This is a genomic window from Rhizobium sp. RSm-3, from assembly GCF_001854685.1.
In the GTDB taxonomy this organism is placed as follows: domain Bacteria; phylum Pseudomonadota; class Alphaproteobacteria; order Rhizobiales; family Rhizobiaceae; genus Rhizobium; species Rhizobium ecuadorense.
The window spans coordinates 103,194-119,312 of sequence record NZ_MAWZ01000046.1 but is presented as its reverse complement, the minus strand read 5'-3'; the positions used below and the strand labels follow the sequence as shown (position 1 = coordinate 119,312).

16 protein-coding genes are annotated in these 16,119 nt (G+C 62.8%); 8 read left to right on the top strand and 8 right to left on the bottom strand.

Features of this window, described 5'->3' with window-relative positions; genetic code table 11:
- The first annotated feature begins 141 nt into the window (after positions 1 to 141).
- The 7 genes from BBJ66_RS25900 to BBJ66_RS25870 all read left to right on the top strand — a co-directional run bounded on the left by BBJ66_RS25900 (position 142) and on the right by BBJ66_RS25870 (position 7,670).
- Entirely contained in the window at positions 142 to 1,950 is a 1,809-nt protein-coding gene (locus tag BBJ66_RS25900) for a methyl-accepting chemotaxis protein (protein WP_049734648.1), read from the top strand.
- Positions 1,947 to 2,429, top strand: a complete 483-nt coding sequence (locus BBJ66_RS25895; protein WP_172599224.1) for a chemotaxis protein CheW — start codon at positions 1,947 to 1,949, stop codon at positions 2,427 to 2,429. The genes BBJ66_RS25900 and BBJ66_RS25895 overlap by 4 nt, the downstream gene beginning before the upstream one ends.
- Positions 2,430 to 2,458: 29 nt before the next feature.
- A complete protein-coding gene (locus BBJ66_RS25890; protein ID WP_071090827.1) occupies positions 2,459 to 3,316 on the top strand; it encodes a CheR family methyltransferase in 858 nt (285 codons plus the stop codon).
- 7 nt (positions 3,317 to 3,323) lie between these two features.
- Complete coding sequence (locus BBJ66_RS25885; protein ID WP_071090824.1) at positions 3,324 to 4,421, top strand: protein-glutamate methylesterase/protein-glutamine glutaminase; 1,098 nt, start codon at positions 3,324 to 3,326, stop codon at positions 4,419 to 4,421.
- A gap of 197 nt (positions 4,422 to 4,618) precedes the next feature.
- A complete protein-coding gene (locus BBJ66_RS25880) occupies positions 4,619 to 5,419 on the top strand; it encodes an inositol monophosphatase family protein (RefSeq protein WP_064840645.1) in 801 nt (266 codons plus the stop codon).
- A 112-nt stretch (positions 5,420 to 5,531) separates the two neighbouring features.
- Positions 5,532 to 6,635 carry a MotA/TolQ/ExbB proton channel family protein gene (locus BBJ66_RS25875; RefSeq protein WP_049734644.1) on the top strand — a complete coding sequence of 368 codons (1,104 nt, stop codon included), beginning with the start codon at positions 5,532 to 5,534 and terminating at the stop codon, positions 6,633 to 6,635.
- Positions 6,636 to 6,638: 3 nt separating this feature from the next.
- Positions 6,639 to 7,670 (top strand): peptidoglycan -binding protein, encoded by a 1,032-nt coding sequence (locus BBJ66_RS25870; RefSeq protein WP_049734643.1) that lies wholly within the window; start codon positions 6,639 to 6,641, stop codon positions 7,668 to 7,670.
- On the opposite strand, the gene BBJ66_RS25865 is transcribed toward BBJ66_RS25870, so the two are convergent.
- The 5 genes from BBJ66_RS25865 to BBJ66_RS25845 form a co-directional block, all read right to left on the bottom strand.
- Entirely contained in the window at positions 7,671 to 8,921 is a 1,251-nt protein-coding gene (locus BBJ66_RS25865; protein ID WP_071090821.1) for an RNA polymerase sigma factor, read from the bottom strand.
- Between the two features lie 7 nt (positions 8,922 to 8,928).
- Positions 8,929 to 9,267: a YciI family protein gene (locus tag BBJ66_RS25860; RefSeq protein WP_071090818.1), complete on the bottom strand. Its 339-nt coding sequence runs from the start codon at positions 9,265 to 9,267 to the stop codon at positions 8,929 to 8,931.
- Positions 9,268 to 9,541: 274 nt separating this feature from the next.
- Positions 9,542 to 9,730: a YegP family protein gene (locus BBJ66_RS25855; RefSeq protein WP_012558873.1), complete on the bottom strand. Its 189-nt coding sequence runs from the start codon at positions 9,728 to 9,730 to the stop codon at positions 9,542 to 9,544.
- Positions 9,731 to 9,886: 156 nt separating this feature from the next.
- Positions 9,887 to 10,879 carry a Bug family tripartite tricarboxylate transporter substrate binding protein gene (locus tag BBJ66_RS25850; protein WP_071090815.1) on the bottom strand — a complete coding sequence of 331 codons (993 nt, stop codon included), beginning with the start codon at positions 10,877 to 10,879 and terminating at the stop codon, positions 9,887 to 9,889.
- A gap of 142 nt (positions 10,880 to 11,021) precedes the next feature.
- The gene (locus tag BBJ66_RS25845) at positions 11,022 to 12,824 is read right to left on the bottom strand and encodes an ABC transporter transmembrane domain-containing protein (protein ID WP_049734639.1); all 1,803 of its coding nucleotides are present in this window, start codon (positions 12,822 to 12,824) and stop codon (positions 11,022 to 11,024) included.
- Between the two features lie 193 nt (positions 12,825 to 13,017).
- Between BBJ66_RS25845 and rpmE the strand changes: the two genes are divergently transcribed.
- Positions 13,018 to 13,239, top strand: a complete 222-nt coding sequence (gene rpmE, locus BBJ66_RS25840; protein ID WP_008533100.1) for a 50S ribosomal protein L31 — start codon at positions 13,018 to 13,020, stop codon at positions 13,237 to 13,239.
- Positions 13,240 to 13,377: 138 nt separating this feature from the next.
- On the opposite strand, the gene rcdA is transcribed toward rpmE, so the two are convergent.
- From rcdA to BBJ66_RS25825, 3 genes are all read right to left on the bottom strand, one after another.
- Positions 13,378 to 13,893 carry a protease adaptor protein RcdA gene (gene rcdA / locus BBJ66_RS25835; RefSeq protein WP_003542804.1) on the bottom strand — a complete coding sequence of 172 codons (516 nt, stop codon included), beginning with the start codon at positions 13,891 to 13,893 and terminating at the stop codon, positions 13,378 to 13,380.
- A gap of 390 nt (positions 13,894 to 14,283) precedes the next feature.
- Positions 14,284 to 14,475, bottom strand: coding sequence for a DUF1192 domain-containing protein (locus BBJ66_RS25830; protein ID WP_049734638.1), 192 nt, complete (start codon positions 14,473 to 14,475; stop codon positions 14,284 to 14,286).
- Between the two features lie 177 nt (positions 14,476 to 14,652).
- The gene (locus BBJ66_RS25825; protein ID WP_049734637.1) at positions 14,653 to 15,969 is read right to left on the bottom strand and encodes an MFS transporter; all 1,317 of its coding nucleotides are present in this window, start codon (positions 15,967 to 15,969) and stop codon (positions 14,653 to 14,655) included.
- Positions 15,970 to 16,119: the final 150 nt, after the last annotated feature.

Sequence of the window (16,119 nt, the reverse complement as noted above, 5' to 3'; positions counted from 1 at the left end):
CAGGCTTTCGGCGCTTGGGGAAGCGATATCGAAGCCTATTCATTTCTGCCATCGGCTTTCGCCAGATGGAATTTATTTGCTGCATGATGCCGCGACACTTGGACCATATTTATTGCTTCGCTCTCTGAGAGGAATATTGAGATGCGTATTACGATCAAACTCAAACTTGCGGCTGCATTCGGCTTTGTTATTTTGTTGCTGGTGGGCAGCGCGGTTTATGGGATCATCAGCCTCAGCTCGCTGAACGACGCTGTCAGTGACCTTATCTCCGGTCCTGCAAAGAGGCTGGAACTGGCTCTGGAAGCGCAAACTGCCGAGCTCGACGCCGTCCGCTGGCAGAAGAACGCCCTTCTGGAAATGGATCCCGAAATCGCCAGGAAGGACTATCAGAACTCGGCGAAAAGCGTGGATGAGATGCTTACCCTCGTAACGAGCGGTCTACAGCTCGCAACCGCCGAGGGCAGGCCCAATTGGGACAGGCTGGTCGACCTTGCCAAACGCTTCGACGAAGGCTCCAGCAAAGTCGCCTCCGCACAGGCGAGCGGCGACAGGGCAGGTGCCGTGGCGCTTTCCTCGGGGGAGGTTCGCGCCCTCGTCGTGGAAATGGAGGACGTTTTTGGAAGACTCGTCGCGCTTCAGCAGAAGTCGATGGCGCAAGCCGATAACGACACCGATGTTCTTTATAGTTCGACGAAGAACATGTTAATCGGCATCGCAATCGGGGCTTCCGTCATTGCTTTTGCGGCTGCGCTGTGGATCGCACTCGGCGTCAACAACGGCCTGCGCAAGATCATGAATGTCGCCAGCGCTGTCGCGATCGGCGACCTGAACCAGAAGGTTGAGATCAGGACCAACGACGAGATCAAGGACCTGGTCAACATGATCAACACCATGACGGATAACCTTCGCGTCACCGCCGACATCGCCGCCCGGATCGCCGACGGCGACCTGACGGTGTCCCCGAAGCCGCTTTCCGAGAAGGATACGCTCGGCATTGCGCTCGAGCAGATGGTCGAACGGTTGCGCGGCGTTGTTGCCGATGCGATCGTGGCCGCGGAAAATGTTTCAGCCGGCAGCCAGGAACTGTCTTCGAGCTCCGAGCAGGTATCGCAGGGCGCCAGCGAACAGGCGGCTTCGGCCGAAGAGGCTTCCGCCTCGATGGAGCAGATGGCCGCCAACATCAAGCAGAATGCCGACAATGCCGCCCAGACGGAAAAGATCGCCCGCCAGTCGGCCAAGGATGCCGAGATGAGCGGCGAAGCAGTCTCGCGTGCCGTACAGGCGATGCGGACCATCGCCGAGAAGATCAGCATCGTCCAGGAAATCGCCCGCCAGACCGACCTGCTGGCGCTCAACGCCGCCGTCGAAGCCGCGCGCGCCGGCGAGCATGGCAAGGGGTTTGCGGTCGTCGCTTCGGAAGTGCGCAAGCTTGCCGAACGCAGCCAGTCGGCCGCCTCGGAAATCAGCTCGATGTCGGGCGATACGGTCAAGGCCGCCCAGGACGCCGGCGAGATGCTCGGCCGCCTGGTGCCTGATATCCGTAAGACGGCCGAGCTGGTTTCGGAGATCAGCGCCGCCTGCCGCGAACAGGATATCGGTGCTGGCCAGATCAACGAAGCGATCCAGCAGCTCGATCGGGTGACGCAGCAGAATGCCGGCGCCTCCGAGCAGATGTCTGCGACCTCGGAAGAGCTCGCGAGCCAGGCGGAAGAGCTGCAAACGTCGATCGCCTTCTTCAAAGTCGATACGGCGGGCGATCGCCAATCCCGCATGCCGGCCGCCAGGATGACTGTCCGCAATCAGACGCCCGTCGCCGGCCGTAGCCCCGGCGGCAGGAAGCTCGCCGCCAACAGTGTCGCTGGTCAGCAGGCGCGGGCAAAGGGTTTCGCACTCGATCTCTCCATGGGCGGTCCCGATGATGGCGACGCCGAATTCAAGGAAAGCGCATGATCATGGCCACGACATCTCTGGAAGCGCAATTCGTGACCTTCAGCCTCGGCGAGGAGATTTTCGCCGTGCCGGTCGAGGTGGTACGGGAAATCCTCGACTATGCCGAAGCTTTCAAGATTCCGAATGGTCCCGACTATCTGCTCGGCCTGCGCGATGTGCGCGGGCAGGGCGTGCCGACGATCGATCTTCGATTGAAGCTCGGCATGACGAAGACCGAGCCGACGCCGCATACCCGGGTGCTCGTCCTCGACGTGCCGATGGAAAGCCGGCTCCTGACCCTTGGCCTCGTCGCCGACCGCGTCTTCGAGGTCACGCCCTTCCGGCGTGACCAGATCGAGGCGGCGCCCGACATCGGCGTGCGCTGGCGCTCGGACTATATCGCCGGCGTCGTTCGCCGTGAAAACGGCTTCGTCGTCATCATCGATCTCGCGCGGCTGCTGTCGCGCGAGGACGCCTCTGCATTGCAATCGGCGGCCTGACCGCGCGTCAACCCGGAGTACTGCGTCTCATGAGTATGGCAGCAGCGGTGGAAACCCAATTGCCGGGCGACCGGATCAGCAAGCGCAATTTCGAGCGGCTTGCCCGGTTCATCTACGACTATAGCGGCATCAAGATGCCGCCGACCAAGCTGACGATGCTCGAGGGGCGGCTGAGGCGCCGCCTTCGGGCAACCAATCATGCGACCTTCGACGATTATTGCGACTTCCTGTTCAATCAAGACGGTCTTGCCCAGGAAACTATCTACCTGATCGACGTGGTGACGACGAACAAGACCGACTTCTTCCGCGAAGCCAAGCATTTCGACTATATGCAGAGCGTGGCATTGCCGGCGATCGCCGGCAGCGGCGTTCGCACCATTCGTACATGGAGTTCGGCCTGCTCCACCGGAGCCGAACCCTATACGATGGCAATGGTGCTGGCGGAATTCACCGAAGCCCGCAACGACGTTTCCTACAGCGTGCTGGCGACCGATCTTTCCACCGACGTGCTCCAGACGGCGCAGCGGGGCATCTATCCGGAAGATCTCATCGCACCGGTGCCGCGCGACCTGCAGCGAAAATATGTGCTGACGGCCAAGCAGCCGGATCGGCGGGAGGTGCGCATTACGCCGAAACTGCGCAGCAGGATCGGCTTTGCCCGTATGAACCTGATGGACGAGAAATACCCGATCGGCGAGCCGATGCATGTCATCTTCTGCCGCAATGTGCTGATCTACTTCGACAAGCAGACTCAGGCCGGCGTGCTCAACCGTCTCTGCGGCTGCCTGGCGAAGGGCGGCTACATGTTCATCGGCCATTCCGAATCGATCTCCGGCTTCGATCTGCCTTTGAAGCAGGTCTCGAACACGGTGTTTCAGCGCATTTAGAGGCTTCATGGCTAAGAAAATACGCGTTCTCATCATCGACGATTCCGCCAGCATCCGTCAGACGCTGACGCATGTGCTGGAGCAGGATCCCGATATCGAGATCATGGCGGTGGCATCCGACCCCTTCGTGGCGGCGCGCAAGCTGCTGGAGGAAATCCCCGACGTCATCACGCTCGACGTCGAGATGCCGCGCATGGACGGCATCACGTTCCTGCGCAAGCTGATGGCGCAGCGGCCGATCCCCGTCGTGATGTGCTCGTCGCTGACGGAAGCGGGCTCGGAAACACTGCTCCAAGCGCTGGAGGCCGGTGCCGTTGACGTCATTCTGAAATCGAAGATCGGGGCCGCCGACGGCCTCGCCGAAGATGCCATGCGTATTCGCGAAGTCGTCAAGAGCGCCTCGCATGCGCGGCTTTCCAACGTGCGTCGCGCCGCCGGCACCATCCGCTCGGCTTCGGCAGAGGGGCCGGCCAAGAAGCTGACGGCGGATGTAATGCTGCCGCCGCCGACCGGGCAGGCCATGGCGAAGACGACGGAAATGGTCGTCTGCGTCGGCGCCTCTACCGGCGGCACCGAAGCGTTGCGCGAGTTCCTTGAGGAATTGCCGGCCAATGCGCCCGGCATGGTGATCGTCCAGCATATGCCGGAGAAATTCACCGCCGCCTTCGCCAAGCGGCTGAACGGTCTCTGCGAGGTCGAGGTCAAGGAGGCGGTCGATGGGGACCCCGTGCTGCGCGGCCATGTGCTGATCGCGCCAGGCGACAAGCACATGCTGCTCGAACGCCAGGGTGCGCGTTATCATGTGAGCGTCAAGACCGGGCCGCTGGTGTCGCGACACCGGCCTTCCGTCGATGTGCTCTTTCGCTCGGCGGCGCGCTCGGCCGGCTCGAACGCCATGGGGATCATCATGACCGGCATGGGCGACGATGGTGCCCGCGGCATGCTGGAAATGCATCAGGCCGGTGCCTACACGGTGGCGCAGGACGAGGCGAGTTCCGTCGTTTTCGGCATGCCGAAGGAGGCGATCGCCAAGGGCGGCGTCGACCGTATCCTGCCGCTCGATCAGATCGCCCGCGAAGTGCTGATGACCCAGCAGAAGTTCTGAGACTGTTTGAGTGACGGTCCGGTATTAGTACCGGTTTCCGGCAGAGGATGGCAGCCATGCGCGCCGGCCCTTGAAATTTCCCTGATTTTGTGGTCTTGAGGCCGCCAATCTTTGCAGCGCTGCCTGTCATGCAAGTTCAGGGACACTTCCCGCCCCTGGCAGCGCGCACCCCGTGTCAGTCCCAAGGAAATGCGCCGATGGCCCGTTCAGCTCTTCTCAATGTCATGGTTCAGGCTGCCCTCAAGGCAGGAAAATCGCTGGGACGTGATTTCGGCGAAGTGCAGAACCTGCAGGTTTCTGTCAAGGGACCGGGCGACTTCGTTTCCACCGCCGACCGCAAGGCCGAAAAGATCGTCAGGGAAGAGCTTCTCAAGGCGCGCCCGACCTATGGCTTCCTCGGCGAGGAAAGCGAGGAGATCAAAGGCACGGACGGCGCGCATCGCTGGATCGTCGATCCGCTCGACGGCACCACGAATTTCCTGCACGGCATCCCGGCCTTCGCCGTCTCGATCGCGCTCGAGCGTAACGGCGAGATCGTTGCCGCGGTCGTCTTCAATCCGGCAACCGACGAGCTCTATACCGCCGAGCGTGGCGGCGGCGCCTTCCTCAACGACCGGCGCCTGCGCGTCGCCGCGCGCCGTGCGCTATCGGATTGCGTCATCGGCTGCGGTGTACCGGCGCTCGGCAAGCGCAATCACGGCAAGTTTCTGGTCGAGCTTCGCCACGTGATGGGCGAAGTGGCGGGCATCCGCCGTCTGGGGTCGCCGACGCTCGATCTCGCCTATGTCGCCGCCGGGCGTTTCGATGGTTTCTGGGAAGCCGAGCTTGCGCCGTGGGACATGGCAGCCGGCATCCTGCTCATCCGCGAAGCCGGCGGGTTCGCCACCGATTGGGACGGCGGGACGGCGATTCTGGAGAGCGGCGCGATCGTCGCCGGCAACGAAGCCATCCACAAGGCGCTGATCGAAGTCGTCAAGCGGCCGATCCCTGCCAAGTAAGCGAAGGAAAAACCGGCTGTTGTAAAGTCACGGTTTTCGCCTCGGCATACTTCAATTCGGCACAATGTTGCTCTAGTCTCCGCCAGCAATGACTCCGGAGGCAGCGGACCCTATGGAAAATGTGAATGTGGCGGAGATCGGCTCCACCGAAAAGACGGCCGGCGGTTATGCCTACAGGCTTTCGAGCCCCATGCCCTTCCTCTGGACGATGCTGCTTTTCCTCGTCATCGTCGGTTTTATCGCCGCCATCCTCTTCCGGCAGACGCAGACCGCCTTCATGCACAATCCGGGCCTCAACGGCCTGATCGTCGGCGTTCTCGCAGTCGGAATCATTCTTGTTTTCAACCATGTGCTGGCGCTTCGCCCCGAAGTGCGCTGGTTCAACTCGTTCCGCGCCGCCGGCAGCGCCGACAAGGTCAACCGCAATCCGCGGCTGCTCGCGCCGATGCGGGCGCTCATCGGCAGCCGCAAGTCCTCGGTGGCGCTGTCGACGACGGCGCTGCGCTCGATTCTCGATTCGATCGCCACCCGTCTCGACGAATCGCGGGATGTCTCGCGCTACCTGATCGGCCTCCTGGTTTTCCTCGGCCTGCTCGGGACCTTCTGGGGTCTGATCGGCACGATCGGTTCGATCAGCCTCGTCATCCAGTCGCTCGATGCCGGCTCGAACGGCACGGGGGACGTGCTCTCGGCGCTGAAGGAAGGGCTTTCGACGCCGCTTTCGGGCATGGGCCAGGCCTTCTCCTCCTCGCTGCTCGGCCTTTCCGGTTCGCTCATTCTCGGCTTCCTCGACCTTCAGGCGGGCCGCGCGCAGAACCGTTTCTACATGGAGCTGGAAAACTGGCTGTCTTCGGTCACCGATGTCGGTTCCGACCTGGCGCCGGCCCTCGACGCTGTTTCAGGCGCTTCCTCGGACGATATGCGCGCGCTCTCCGATTATCTGCGCAAGGTCTCCGAGGAGGGAGGCGCCGGCAGCCAGCGCTCCGTCGCCGCCATGGCGAGCCTTGCCGAAGGCATTCAAGGCCTGGTCAAGAACATGCGTAACGAGCAGCAGATGCTGCGCGACTGGATCGAGGCGCAGCAGGACGAGGCCAAGGCGATGCGCCGCACGCTCGACCGGCTGGCCGAACGCATCGGCTCACAGGAGCGTGGCAGCGACCGGAGCGAGCGCGTGCGCGACCGCGCCAGCCAGACCGAAAAGAGCGAGGGCAAGTAAGCCATGGCTCTTGCCCGCAACCGGCGCCGCGAACGCAGCGTGGATTATTGGCCGGGCTTCGTCGATGCGCTGTCGACGCTGCTCATCTCGATCATGTTCGTGCTGACGGTGTTCGTCGTCGGGCAATTCATCCTCAGCCGCGAGATCACCGGACGCGACGAGGTGCTCAGTCGCCTCAACAGCCAGATCAACGAGTTGACGCAGCTTCTTGCCCTCGAAAAGGGCAGCAATCAGGATCTCCAGGATTCGGTCGCCAATCTGCAGGCCTCGCTTGCCAGCGCCGAGGGCGATCGGTCGCGGCTGCAGGCGCTGCTGAATGCGGGATCGGGCGGCCAGGACGCGGCGCAGAAGCGGATCGGCGCGATGACGCAGGAGCTTGACGAGCAGAAACAGGTCAGCGAGCGGGCGCTGAGCCAGGTCGAGCTGCTGAACCAGCAGATCGCAGCGCTTCGCAGCCAGATCGCCGCCGTCGAAGCAGCTCTTCAGGCTTCGGAGGAGAAAGACCGGGTCTCGCAGACCAAGATCGCAGATCTCGGGAGCCGCCTCAACGTTGCGCTCGCCGCGCGCGTGCAGGAGCTGAACCGCTATCGTTCCGACTTCTTCGGCCGCCTGCGCGAAATCCTTTCCGACCGCGAGAATATCCGCATCGTCGGCGACCGGTTCGTCTTCCAATCGGAAGTGCTGTTTCCCTCGGGCGGCGCCGATCTCAACCCGGAGGGACAGACCGAGATGGGCAAACTCGCCACAGCCCTTCTCGATCTCGCCAAGGAAATTCCGCCGGAGATCAACTGGGTGCTGCGTGTCGACGGCCATACCGACAATGTGCCGCTTGCCGGGACCGGCCGCTATCGCGACAATTGGGAACTCTCCTCGGCGCGCGCGATTTCGGTCGTCAAGTTCCTGATCGCCCAGGGCGTGCCGGCCGACCGGCTGGTTGCCGCCGGCTTCGGCGAGTTCCAGCCGATCGCGCCCGGCGAAACGCCGGATGCGCGCGCCACCAACCGCCGCATCGAGCTGAAGCTGACCGAGAAATAATCAGCCTGGCGCGGGCTGTCGCGCCTCTTTCAGCCGGTCGGCGAGAAAATCGCGCACGGCAGGGCTGTCGCTGAGGCCGATCGCCGTGATGTAGGCGTCGACTGCGGCGGCATCGTCGCCGGCTCGTGCCAGAAGAAAGGCGCGCACGGCCCAATAGGGCTGATAGGCCGCAACCTCGCGCGGATCGAGCCTGTCGAGCCGCTCCAGGCCGGCGGCAGCGCTCAAGGCCCTGCCGATAACCGCAGCCTGGGCGACGTGTGCGCCGAGCGTGGGTTTCATCGTCACCAGCGCCGCGTAGAGTGTCGTCAGTGCCTGCCAGTCGGTGGCTCCAGACAGCCGGCGCGCCGCATGCACGGACTGGATCGCCGCCTGGCATTGAAAGGGGCCGAAGCGATCGAAGCCTCCGGCCTTGCGCAACAGCGCATCCGCCTCGGCGATCATCATCGCGTTCCAGGCCGCCATATCCTGTTCGTCCAGCGGCATATAGCGGCCATTGCGATCGCGCCGGGCGTTGCGGCGGGCCTCGCAGTGAAGCATCAGCGACAGCAGGCCGATCGCTTCCGGTTCGTCCGGCAGCACGGCCAGCAGCGCGCGGCCGAGCCAGATCGCTTCACCTGCAAGCGAATGGCGTTCTTCCTCGCCGTCGAGACCGTCCCATCCGAGGCCGTAGGCGGCGTAGATCGCCGAAAGCACGGCGGCGAGCCGCCCTGACAGAGCGGGGCGAGGCGGAACAGCGAAGGGAATGCCGGCATCGCGGATCTTCACCTTGGCCCGCACCAGCCGCTGGCTCATCGCTTCAGGCGAAACGACGAAGGCCCGTGCAATGGTTCTCGCCTCGATGCCGAGAACGGTCTGCAGCATCAGCGGCGTATGCACGGAGCTGTCGATGGCGGGATGGGTGCAGGCAAACAGCAGCTTCAGCCGCTCATCGGGAAAGACGGCGTTGCCGGCCGCGTTCATGCGTTCCTCCGCTTCCTCGAAGGCCACCGTTATCGTCGTCTGCGCATGGGTCTCGACGGTGCGGCGGCGGGCGGCCTGCATGAGGTTGCGGCGTGCGGCCACCAGCAGCCAGGCTTCCGGATTGCCGGGAAGGCCGCACTCCGGCCAGACGCGAAGGGCCGAAGCCAGCGCTTCCGACAATGCGTCTTCCGCCGCCGGCACGTCGCGCGAGCGGGCGGCGAGGAAGGCGATGAGCTTGCCGTAGGACTGACGCGCCACCTTCTCGGCGGCGCGTCCGGCGTCGGGCGGCATTGCCACCTCACATCTGCAGGCGCGGGCGCACCTCGACCGAGCCCCTGTCGGAGATCGGCACGCGGGTCGCCCATTCCAGCGCGGTGTCGATGTCGGGAACATCGATCAGATAGAAGCCGCCGAGCTGTTCCTTGCCTTCCGGATAGGGGCCGTCCTGAACGTCGTGCTCCTCGCCTCTGCGGCGTACGACCGTGCCGGTCTCGGGCGCCGTCAGCCCGGCGCCGCCGGTCATGATCCCCGCCTGGGCAAGTGCCTTGCTGTAGGCGACCCAGCCGTCGCGATAAGCGGGATCGCTGCGGTTGGCGAAATCCTCGGCGGCTTCACGAATGATAAGAGCATATTGCATGGAAAACTCCTGATCTCGTTGTGGCGTTTATCCGGGCATCCGATATCGGGGGCGGATATCCCGAAAGCTGTGAGGCCCGGCAGAACGGCTCCGCCGTTCCGATACAATGAGGCGCGGCAACGGGTCGTTTCGACATGGCTTTCAAAAAATATGCGAGAAAGAAAAATGTCACCGAAAATGACAAGCAACCAGGCCGGGTGGGCTCAAGGGTAGCGGCGCTGCCAGGGCGCACGGAAGGGCAGGGGCGGCATTCAAGCCGCCGCTGCCTATCTGATCAGGATTCGGCCTTCGTCTGATCGACGACGTCGGCACCGGGCGTGTTCTTCTTGATGGATTCGATGGCACTCATGGCGGACGCCTTCGCCTTGTAGCCCTCGGACGAGAACATGGCTTCCCCGTTCGATGCCTTGAAGCGGAAGCGGAACTCGCCTGATTTATCCTTATAAACTTCGAATTTATACATGGATGTCTCCCGAAACGCTGAATTGCAACCATCAGCATCAGGGAGGCTAGATCAAAATGGCGAGCTTTTCCACTACCTTAATTAGAATTGGCTGATCGGCGTCCAATTGTCACTGTTCCCATCGGAAGGCAAGCGAAGGCGCCTGCGCCGCCGGCATTACTCCATCTGGATGTTCGCGCCCTTGACCACCGGTCCCCATTTGGCGAGCTCGGCCTTCACATGGGCGGCCAGTTCATCCGGCGTCGAGCCGACAATGGTGGCGCTGAATTCCTTCATCCGTTCGGCAACTGCGGGGTCTTTAAGCGCCTTGTTGGCCGAGGCGTTGAGACGCATGACGACCTCGTTCGGCGTCTTGGCCGGGGCGAAAAGCGCATTCCAAGTATAGGTCTCGTAGCCCGGTATGCCTGACTCGGCAACCGTCGGCACGTCGGGGAAGGAGGGCGCGCGCGCGGCCGTGGTCACCGCCAACGCCCGCAAAGTGCCGGCCTTGATGTGGCTCGATGACGAGGGCAGGTTATCGAACATGATCGGCACCTGATTGCCGATGACGTCGTTCAAGGCCGGGCCGGCGCCCTTATAGGGAATATGCTGCATGCTGACACCGGCCATGGACTTGAACAGTTCGCCGGACAGGTGCAGCGGCGTGCCGTTGCCCGACGAGGCATAGCTGTATTTGTCGGGCTCGGCCTTCAGCAGCGCGATCAGCTCCTGCACGGTCTTTGCCGGCAATTCCGGATTGACGACCAGCACGTTCGGCACGACGACGAGCAGGGAGACCGGCGCGAAGTCCTTCTCGGGATCATAGGGGGTCGATTTGAGGATCAGCGGATTGAGCGCATGGGTCGCGACGGTGCCCATCAGAATGGTGTAGCCGTCAGGTTCGGCGCGGGCGACGTTACCGGCGCCAAGATTGCCGCCGGCGCCGGCGACGTTCTGGACGATCACCTGCTGGCCGAGATCCTCCGACATTTTCTGGGCGACGATGCGGGCGACGACATCGGTCGAGCCGCCGGCCGCGAAGGGCACGACCATGGTGATTGCATGATCGGGAAAATCCGCAGCAGCGGCAGACGCGCCTGTTGCAAAGGCCGCAAGCACACCGAAACCGAGCGCAAGGCCCGCACGTCGCGTCATATCGAAAGGCGCCATTCCTATCTCCTCCAAGAATCTCAACTGTAATTTCCCCACCCCGGGGCAGGAAGAGGGTAGGGCAGGAGACGCGAATGACAACCGCGGGGAGGCGCGTGACGGGTGAGACTTTAGTCGCTATCGGCGCAGTAGCGACAACCGCTTATTTCGCGCCAGCGAGCACATCTTCGTTGGCGGCGTCGAATTGCAGCCGCGCCAGCCGCGCATAGATGCCGCCGTGGCGGATCAGGCTCTGATGCGTACCCTCCTCGACGACGCGACCCTGATCCATGACAAGGATGCGGTCGGCCTTCAACACGGTTGCCAGGCGATGGGCGATGACGAGCGTCGTGCGGCCGTCGACAAGGCCGTCGAGCGCCTTTTGCACCAGCGTCTCGCTTTCGGCGTCGAGCGCGGAGGTTGCCTCGTCGAGCAGCAGCACGGGTGCATTCTTCAGGATGGCACGCGCGATGGCGATGCGCTGGCGCTGGCCGCCGGAGAGGGTAATGCCGCGTTCGCCAACCTCGGTCTCATAACCCTGATCCAGCCGGGTGATGAATTCATCGGCCTGGGCGGCGAGGGCTGCGGCGCGGATTTCGTCACGCGAGGCTCCGGGACGGCCGAAAGCGATGTTGTCATGGATCGAGGCGGCAAAGATGGTGACATCCTGCGGCACGATGGCAATGCGCTGGCGCAATTCGTCAGGGGTCGTCAGCTGCGCGTCGACACCATCGATCTTCACGCTGCCCTGCTGCGGATCGTAGAAGCGTAACAGCAGCGAGAAGACGGTGCTCTTGCCGGCGCCGGAAGGGCCGACGATGGCGACGGTCTCGCCTGGCGTGATGGCGAAGCTCAACCCATGCAGCGCCGATTTGCCGGGGCGCGAGGGATAGGCAAAGTGCACATCGGCAAATTCGACGCGGCCAAGGCTGGGCGAAGGCAGAGCCTGCGGACTGGCGGGGGCGGCGATCGGCGAAACTTCGTCGAGAAGCTCGGTCAGCCGGTCGGCGGCGCCGGCTGCCTGCGAGAGCTCGCCCCAGACCTCCGACAGCGCGCCCAGCGAACCGGCGGAGATGACGGCATAGAGCAGGAACTGGCCGAGCGTGCCTGCCGAAAGCGTGCCGGCAAGCACGCTGTGGGCGCCGACCCAGAGCACGGCGACGACGCTGCCGAAGATCAGCGTGATGGCGATCCCGGTCAGCAGCGCGCGCGAGCGGATAGCGGCGCGGGCCGCCTCATAGGCGGATTCGACGGCGGTGCCGTAGCGCGTCGCTGCGGTATCCTCCCCGTTGAAGGCCTGGACGGTGCGGGTCGCGGCGATCGTCTCGTTGGCGAAGGCGGAGGCATCGGCGAGCGTATCCTGGGCGGCGCGGGAGCGTTTGCGCACCGAGCGGCCGAAAGCCACGAGCGGAAAGACGATCAGCGGGATCGCCCCGATGACGAGGCTCGAAAGCTTCGGCGAGGTGACGATCATCATGCCCATCGCGCCGATGCAGAGGATGAGGTTTCTGAGCGCCACCGAGGCCGTGGCGCCGACCGCGGATTTGATCTGCGTCGTATCGGCGGTCAGGCGCGAGACGATCTCGCCGGACTGGTTGACGTCGAAGAAGGAAGGCGACAGCCGCGTCACATGGGAAAAGACGTCGCGGCGAAGATCGGCGACAATGCGCTCGCCGATGGTGATGACGAAATAATAGCGCAGCGCGCTCGCCACCGCGAGCACGACGGCCATGATCATCAGCATGGCGAAGTAGCTGTTGATGAAGCGGCCGTCGGACTGGGTGAAACCGTGATCGATCATGCGACGCACGGCGAGCGGCAGCGCCAGCGAGGTGATAGCCGCAAGCGCCAGCGACGTCAGCGCACCGGCCACCAGGCCTCGATAACGCATGACGTAGGGCGTCAGCCTGCCGAGCGGCCGTAGCGACCGCCGTTTGTTTTCCTCAGCCCGTGCCTGCTCTGCCAAATCGTCTCCGATCACCCGCAGGACCCGCGCAATGCGACCTGTTGGCTCTTGTTATCTAAGCGCCCTTCATGTATAGGCACGCCATCCTAATGGGAAGCCGTAGCCATCACGACTGCGGCTTCATTTATTCAATCGGTTCGGTGGCCGCAACTGCATGCGGCAAATTGAACTCCGGTATCGCAGGAAGATTGTTATGAAGGCAGGCATCCATCCCGACTATCACGTGATCAAGGTGGTCATGACCGATGGCACCGAATACGAAACCCGCTCGACCTGGGGTTCGGAAGGCGCTGTCATGAACCTCGAAATCGATTCCAAGTCGCACCCGGCCTGGACCGGCGGCAACCAGCAGCTCATGGACCGCGGTGGCCGCGTTTCCAAGTTCAACAAGCGTTTCGGCGGCCTCGGCCTCTAATCGCTTCTGCTCGACGGAATTCGAAAAGAGCCCGGTTTTACCGGGCTTTTTTGTGTGGCTCGGGAACCGGTGTTCATAGGCAAACAAAAACCGGCCGCGTCAGACGCGGCCGGTTTGAATGAATACTCGCAGATCTGGTCAGTTGTTGCCGAAGGCGGTCTGCAGCAGGGAAAGCTGGGCCTGGACGCTGTTCTGATTATCGTGAACGATCACGGCTTCGGACGGGCGGTAGATCTCGCGGTCGAGCAAGGCAATGCGGTTCTGCAGACGCAGCGAGCGCTCGACGAGGTCGCGGAAGGATTCCGGCAGGTCGCCCCAGCCCGGCGCGGCGCGATCGACATTGAATCCGTCGAGGCGAACCTTGTTCTTCTCGGCTAGCACCTGGTCACGGGACATTTCGCCGTTGTTGACGGCGCGCTGCAGCAGCAGCCAGGAGGCCATCTGCATGAGACGGGTGGTGAGACGCATCGATTCCGCGGCGTAGAGAACCGAGGCCATCCGCGGCAGAACCTTGGAAGCGGCGCGGCCCTGGCCGTCGAGATAGGCGGCGGTCTCTTCGACCAGCGACATGCCTTCCGCATAAAGTGCCTTGAACTGCGAGGATGCAGCGGCGCGACCTGCAAAACTGATCGTGTTCAATCCAACTTCCGACATCGCAATAGTCCCTGTTGCACGCAGCTACATATATTCAGGTAACGCGGGCGCCGACAGAAAAGTTTCCGAGCCCGGTTTTTATGACTTTAAGATGGTATCATTAGCCCAAATGCGCAAGCCGTTTCTTAAGAAAGGGTTAATCTCCACAGTTTCGTGGAGAAGCGCCGGGCACAAGGAAAAAGAAGAGCCGCAAACGCGGCTCTCAAGGTAAAACAGGGAGAAAAATCAGACCAATTCACCGCTTGGAAAACTGTCTGAAATCCAGAGAAAATCTGGATGAGTACAGTAATACCTTATAAAGCTTAATATTTTATTAACATTGTGCCGAAGCAAGACTTGAGGCGGGCTCATTTATCCGCCTATAGCCTTGTTTTTCGGGGGTTTATCGGATCACGAGCGGAAGAAGCCTTCCGCGGCCTGCCGCCCGGAGGCCTTGCGGGCGGCCTCGGCTTCGAGGCGGGCGATCTCCGCCTTCAGCAAATCCACCCGCGCCTTCAGTTCGTCGACCGAAAGCATGGAGAGATCGGCGCCGATCTCGTGGGCGGTCTTCTTCTGCGGCCGGTCGTCATCGATGAAGCTCATGGGTTCCTCCTCCGTTGCTGCCTCGAAAATAAAGACCCAAAGCGCGAGGAGCGAAGCTGAAAGATCGCGACGCGCTTTAGAGCGATTCAGCTTTTCATAGAAGCGCAGAACCGCTCTAGCTTTTTGCTTTATCGCAATTCCGGACGGAAAACCGCTTCGCACTTTTCCTGGAATTGCTTAGCCGAACTTTACAGCAGGATCGCTGCTTTCGGGAGACTTCCCCGTTTCAGAAGGTTTGCCGGTTTCGGCCGCTTTGCTGCTGCCGCGATCGGCGAGCGACATGCTTTGCGGTGTCAGCATCGGCGAGGTGCCGGTCGGGATCGTCGTATAGGCGTCGCGATCGCTGGCGGGGACGGCGGCGCGGATGCGGCTCCGGATGATGGCGTAAACGGTGATGAGCACGTGGGCGATGGCGGTGACCAGGAAAAGTGCATGCGGGGTGATCATCGACATGACGGGGCCGCCGATGGTCGGGCCGATCACCGTGCCGATGCCGTAAAGCAGCAACAGGCCGCCGGAGACCTTGACGAAATCCTCCGATGCAGCGAAGTCGTTCGCGTGGGCGACGGCGATCGGATAGAGCGTGTTGGCCACCGCGCCGTAGAGGACGACGAGCCCGATCAGCAGGGCGGGCGACGTCGGGTGGATCAAGAAGATCAGCAAGCCGGCAAGGGCGGCGATCCCGGACATGGCGGCGAGCACATAGCGCCGGTCGATGCGATCGGAAAGCCGGCCGGCCGGCAGCTGCATCACGGCGCCGGCGAAGATGGTGGCGCTCATCATGACGGCGATGCTGGTATCGGAGAGGCCGGCGCCGGCGCCGAAGACGGCGCCGAGCGTGCCATAGGCGCCGTTGGCGATGCCCACGAGCAGGATGCCGAGGCATGAGACCGGCGAATTGCGATAGAGCGCCGGCAAGTCGAGGCGGACCGCCTTCAGCGGCTGCGGCGAAGCGGCGGTGGAAAGTGTCGTCGGCAGCATGGCGATGCAATAGAAAATGCCGCAAATCATGAACAGTACCGGTGTGCGCACATCCTCGAGCGGGATCATCATCTGGCCGCCGACGACGCCGAGCAGCGTGATGCCGATATAGAGCGAGAAGATCGCGCCGCGGCTCTCGTTGCTGGCCCGCTCGTTCAGCCAGCTTTCGATGATCATCGAGGTGCCGGCGGTGGAGAAGCCGGTGACGGCGCGCAGGACCACCCACCAGATCGGATCGATGATGATGCCGCTGACCAGGGCGATGATGGCGATGATCGAGATGAAGCCCGAGAAGGCTCTGACATGGCCGACGCGGCGCACCAGTTTCGGCGCCACCAGGCAGCCGATGACGAAGCCCCCGGCCCATGAGGTGCCGAGCAGGCCGAGCGTCGTGGTGGCGTAACCTTCGAGATTGCCGCGCACGGGAAGCAGGATGCCCTGCAGGCCGTTGCCCATGAATAGGAAGAGCGTGCCAAAAAGCAGCGCGGCGACGGACAGAAGGTTTCTCTTCATTTCCCCAGACTCGGTCTCAGTGATTTTGGAATGACATAAGGCATGACCTGCGTCAGCCCAGCCTCAAGATGATTGATTGTGCCCCGGAATGTCTTTACGGCGTGCGAAGCACCTGTGTTGGCGCGGAAAAATGTCCGTCCTGTGACATTC

Bases quoted from the DNA above. Each gene is read 5' to 3' on its own strand.
- BBJ66_RS25900 (WP_049734648.1), top strand. From the start codon at position 142: ATGCGTATTACGATCAAACTCAAACTTGCGGCTGCATTCGGCTTTGTT.
- BBJ66_RS25895 (WP_172599224.1), top strand. From the start codon at position 1,947: ATGATCATGGCCACGACATCTCTGGAAGCGCAATTCGTGACCTTCAGC.
- BBJ66_RS25890 (WP_071090827.1), top strand. From the start codon at position 2,459: ATGAGTATGGCAGCAGCGGTGGAAACCCAATTGCCGGGCGACCGGATC.
- BBJ66_RS25885 (WP_071090824.1), top strand. From the start codon at position 3,324: ATGGCTAAGAAAATACGCGTTCTCATCATCGACGATTCCGCCAGCATC.
- BBJ66_RS25880 (WP_064840645.1), top strand. From the start codon at position 4,619: ATGGCCCGTTCAGCTCTTCTCAATGTCATGGTTCAGGCTGCCCTCAAG.
- BBJ66_RS25875 (WP_049734644.1), top strand. From the start codon at position 5,532: ATGGAAAATGTGAATGTGGCGGAGATCGGCTCCACCGAAAAGACGGCC.
- BBJ66_RS25870 (WP_049734643.1), top strand. From the start codon at position 6,639: ATGGCTCTTGCCCGCAACCGGCGCCGCGAACGCAGCGTGGATTATTGG.
- BBJ66_RS25865 (WP_071090821.1), bottom strand. From the start codon at position 8,921: ATGCCGCCCGACGCCGGACGCGCCGCCGAGAAGGTGGCGCGTCAGTCC.
- BBJ66_RS25860 (WP_071090818.1), bottom strand. From the start codon at position 9,267: ATGCAATATGCTCTTATCATTCGTGAAGCCGCCGAGGATTTCGCCAAC.
- BBJ66_RS25855 (WP_012558873.1), bottom strand. From the start codon at position 9,730: ATGTATAAATTCGAAGTTTATAAGGATAAATCAGGCGAGTTCCGCTTC.
- BBJ66_RS25850 (WP_071090815.1), bottom strand. From the start codon at position 10,879: ATGGCGCCTTTCGATATGACGCGACGTGCGGGCCTTGCGCTCGGTTTC.
- rpmE (WP_008533100.1), top strand. From the start codon at position 13,018: ATGAAGGCAGGCATCCATCCCGACTATCACGTGATCAAGGTGGTCATG.
- rcdA (WP_003542804.1), bottom strand. From the start codon at position 13,893: ATGTCGGAAGTTGGATTGAACACGATCAGTTTTGCAGGTCGCGCCGCT.
- BBJ66_RS25830 (WP_049734638.1), bottom strand. From the start codon at position 14,475: ATGAGCTTCATCGATGACGACCGGCCGCAGAAGAAGACCGCCCACGAG.
- BBJ66_RS25825 (WP_049734637.1), bottom strand. From the start codon at position 15,969: ATGAAGAGAAACCTTCTGTCCGTCGCCGCGCTGCTTTTTGGCACGCTC.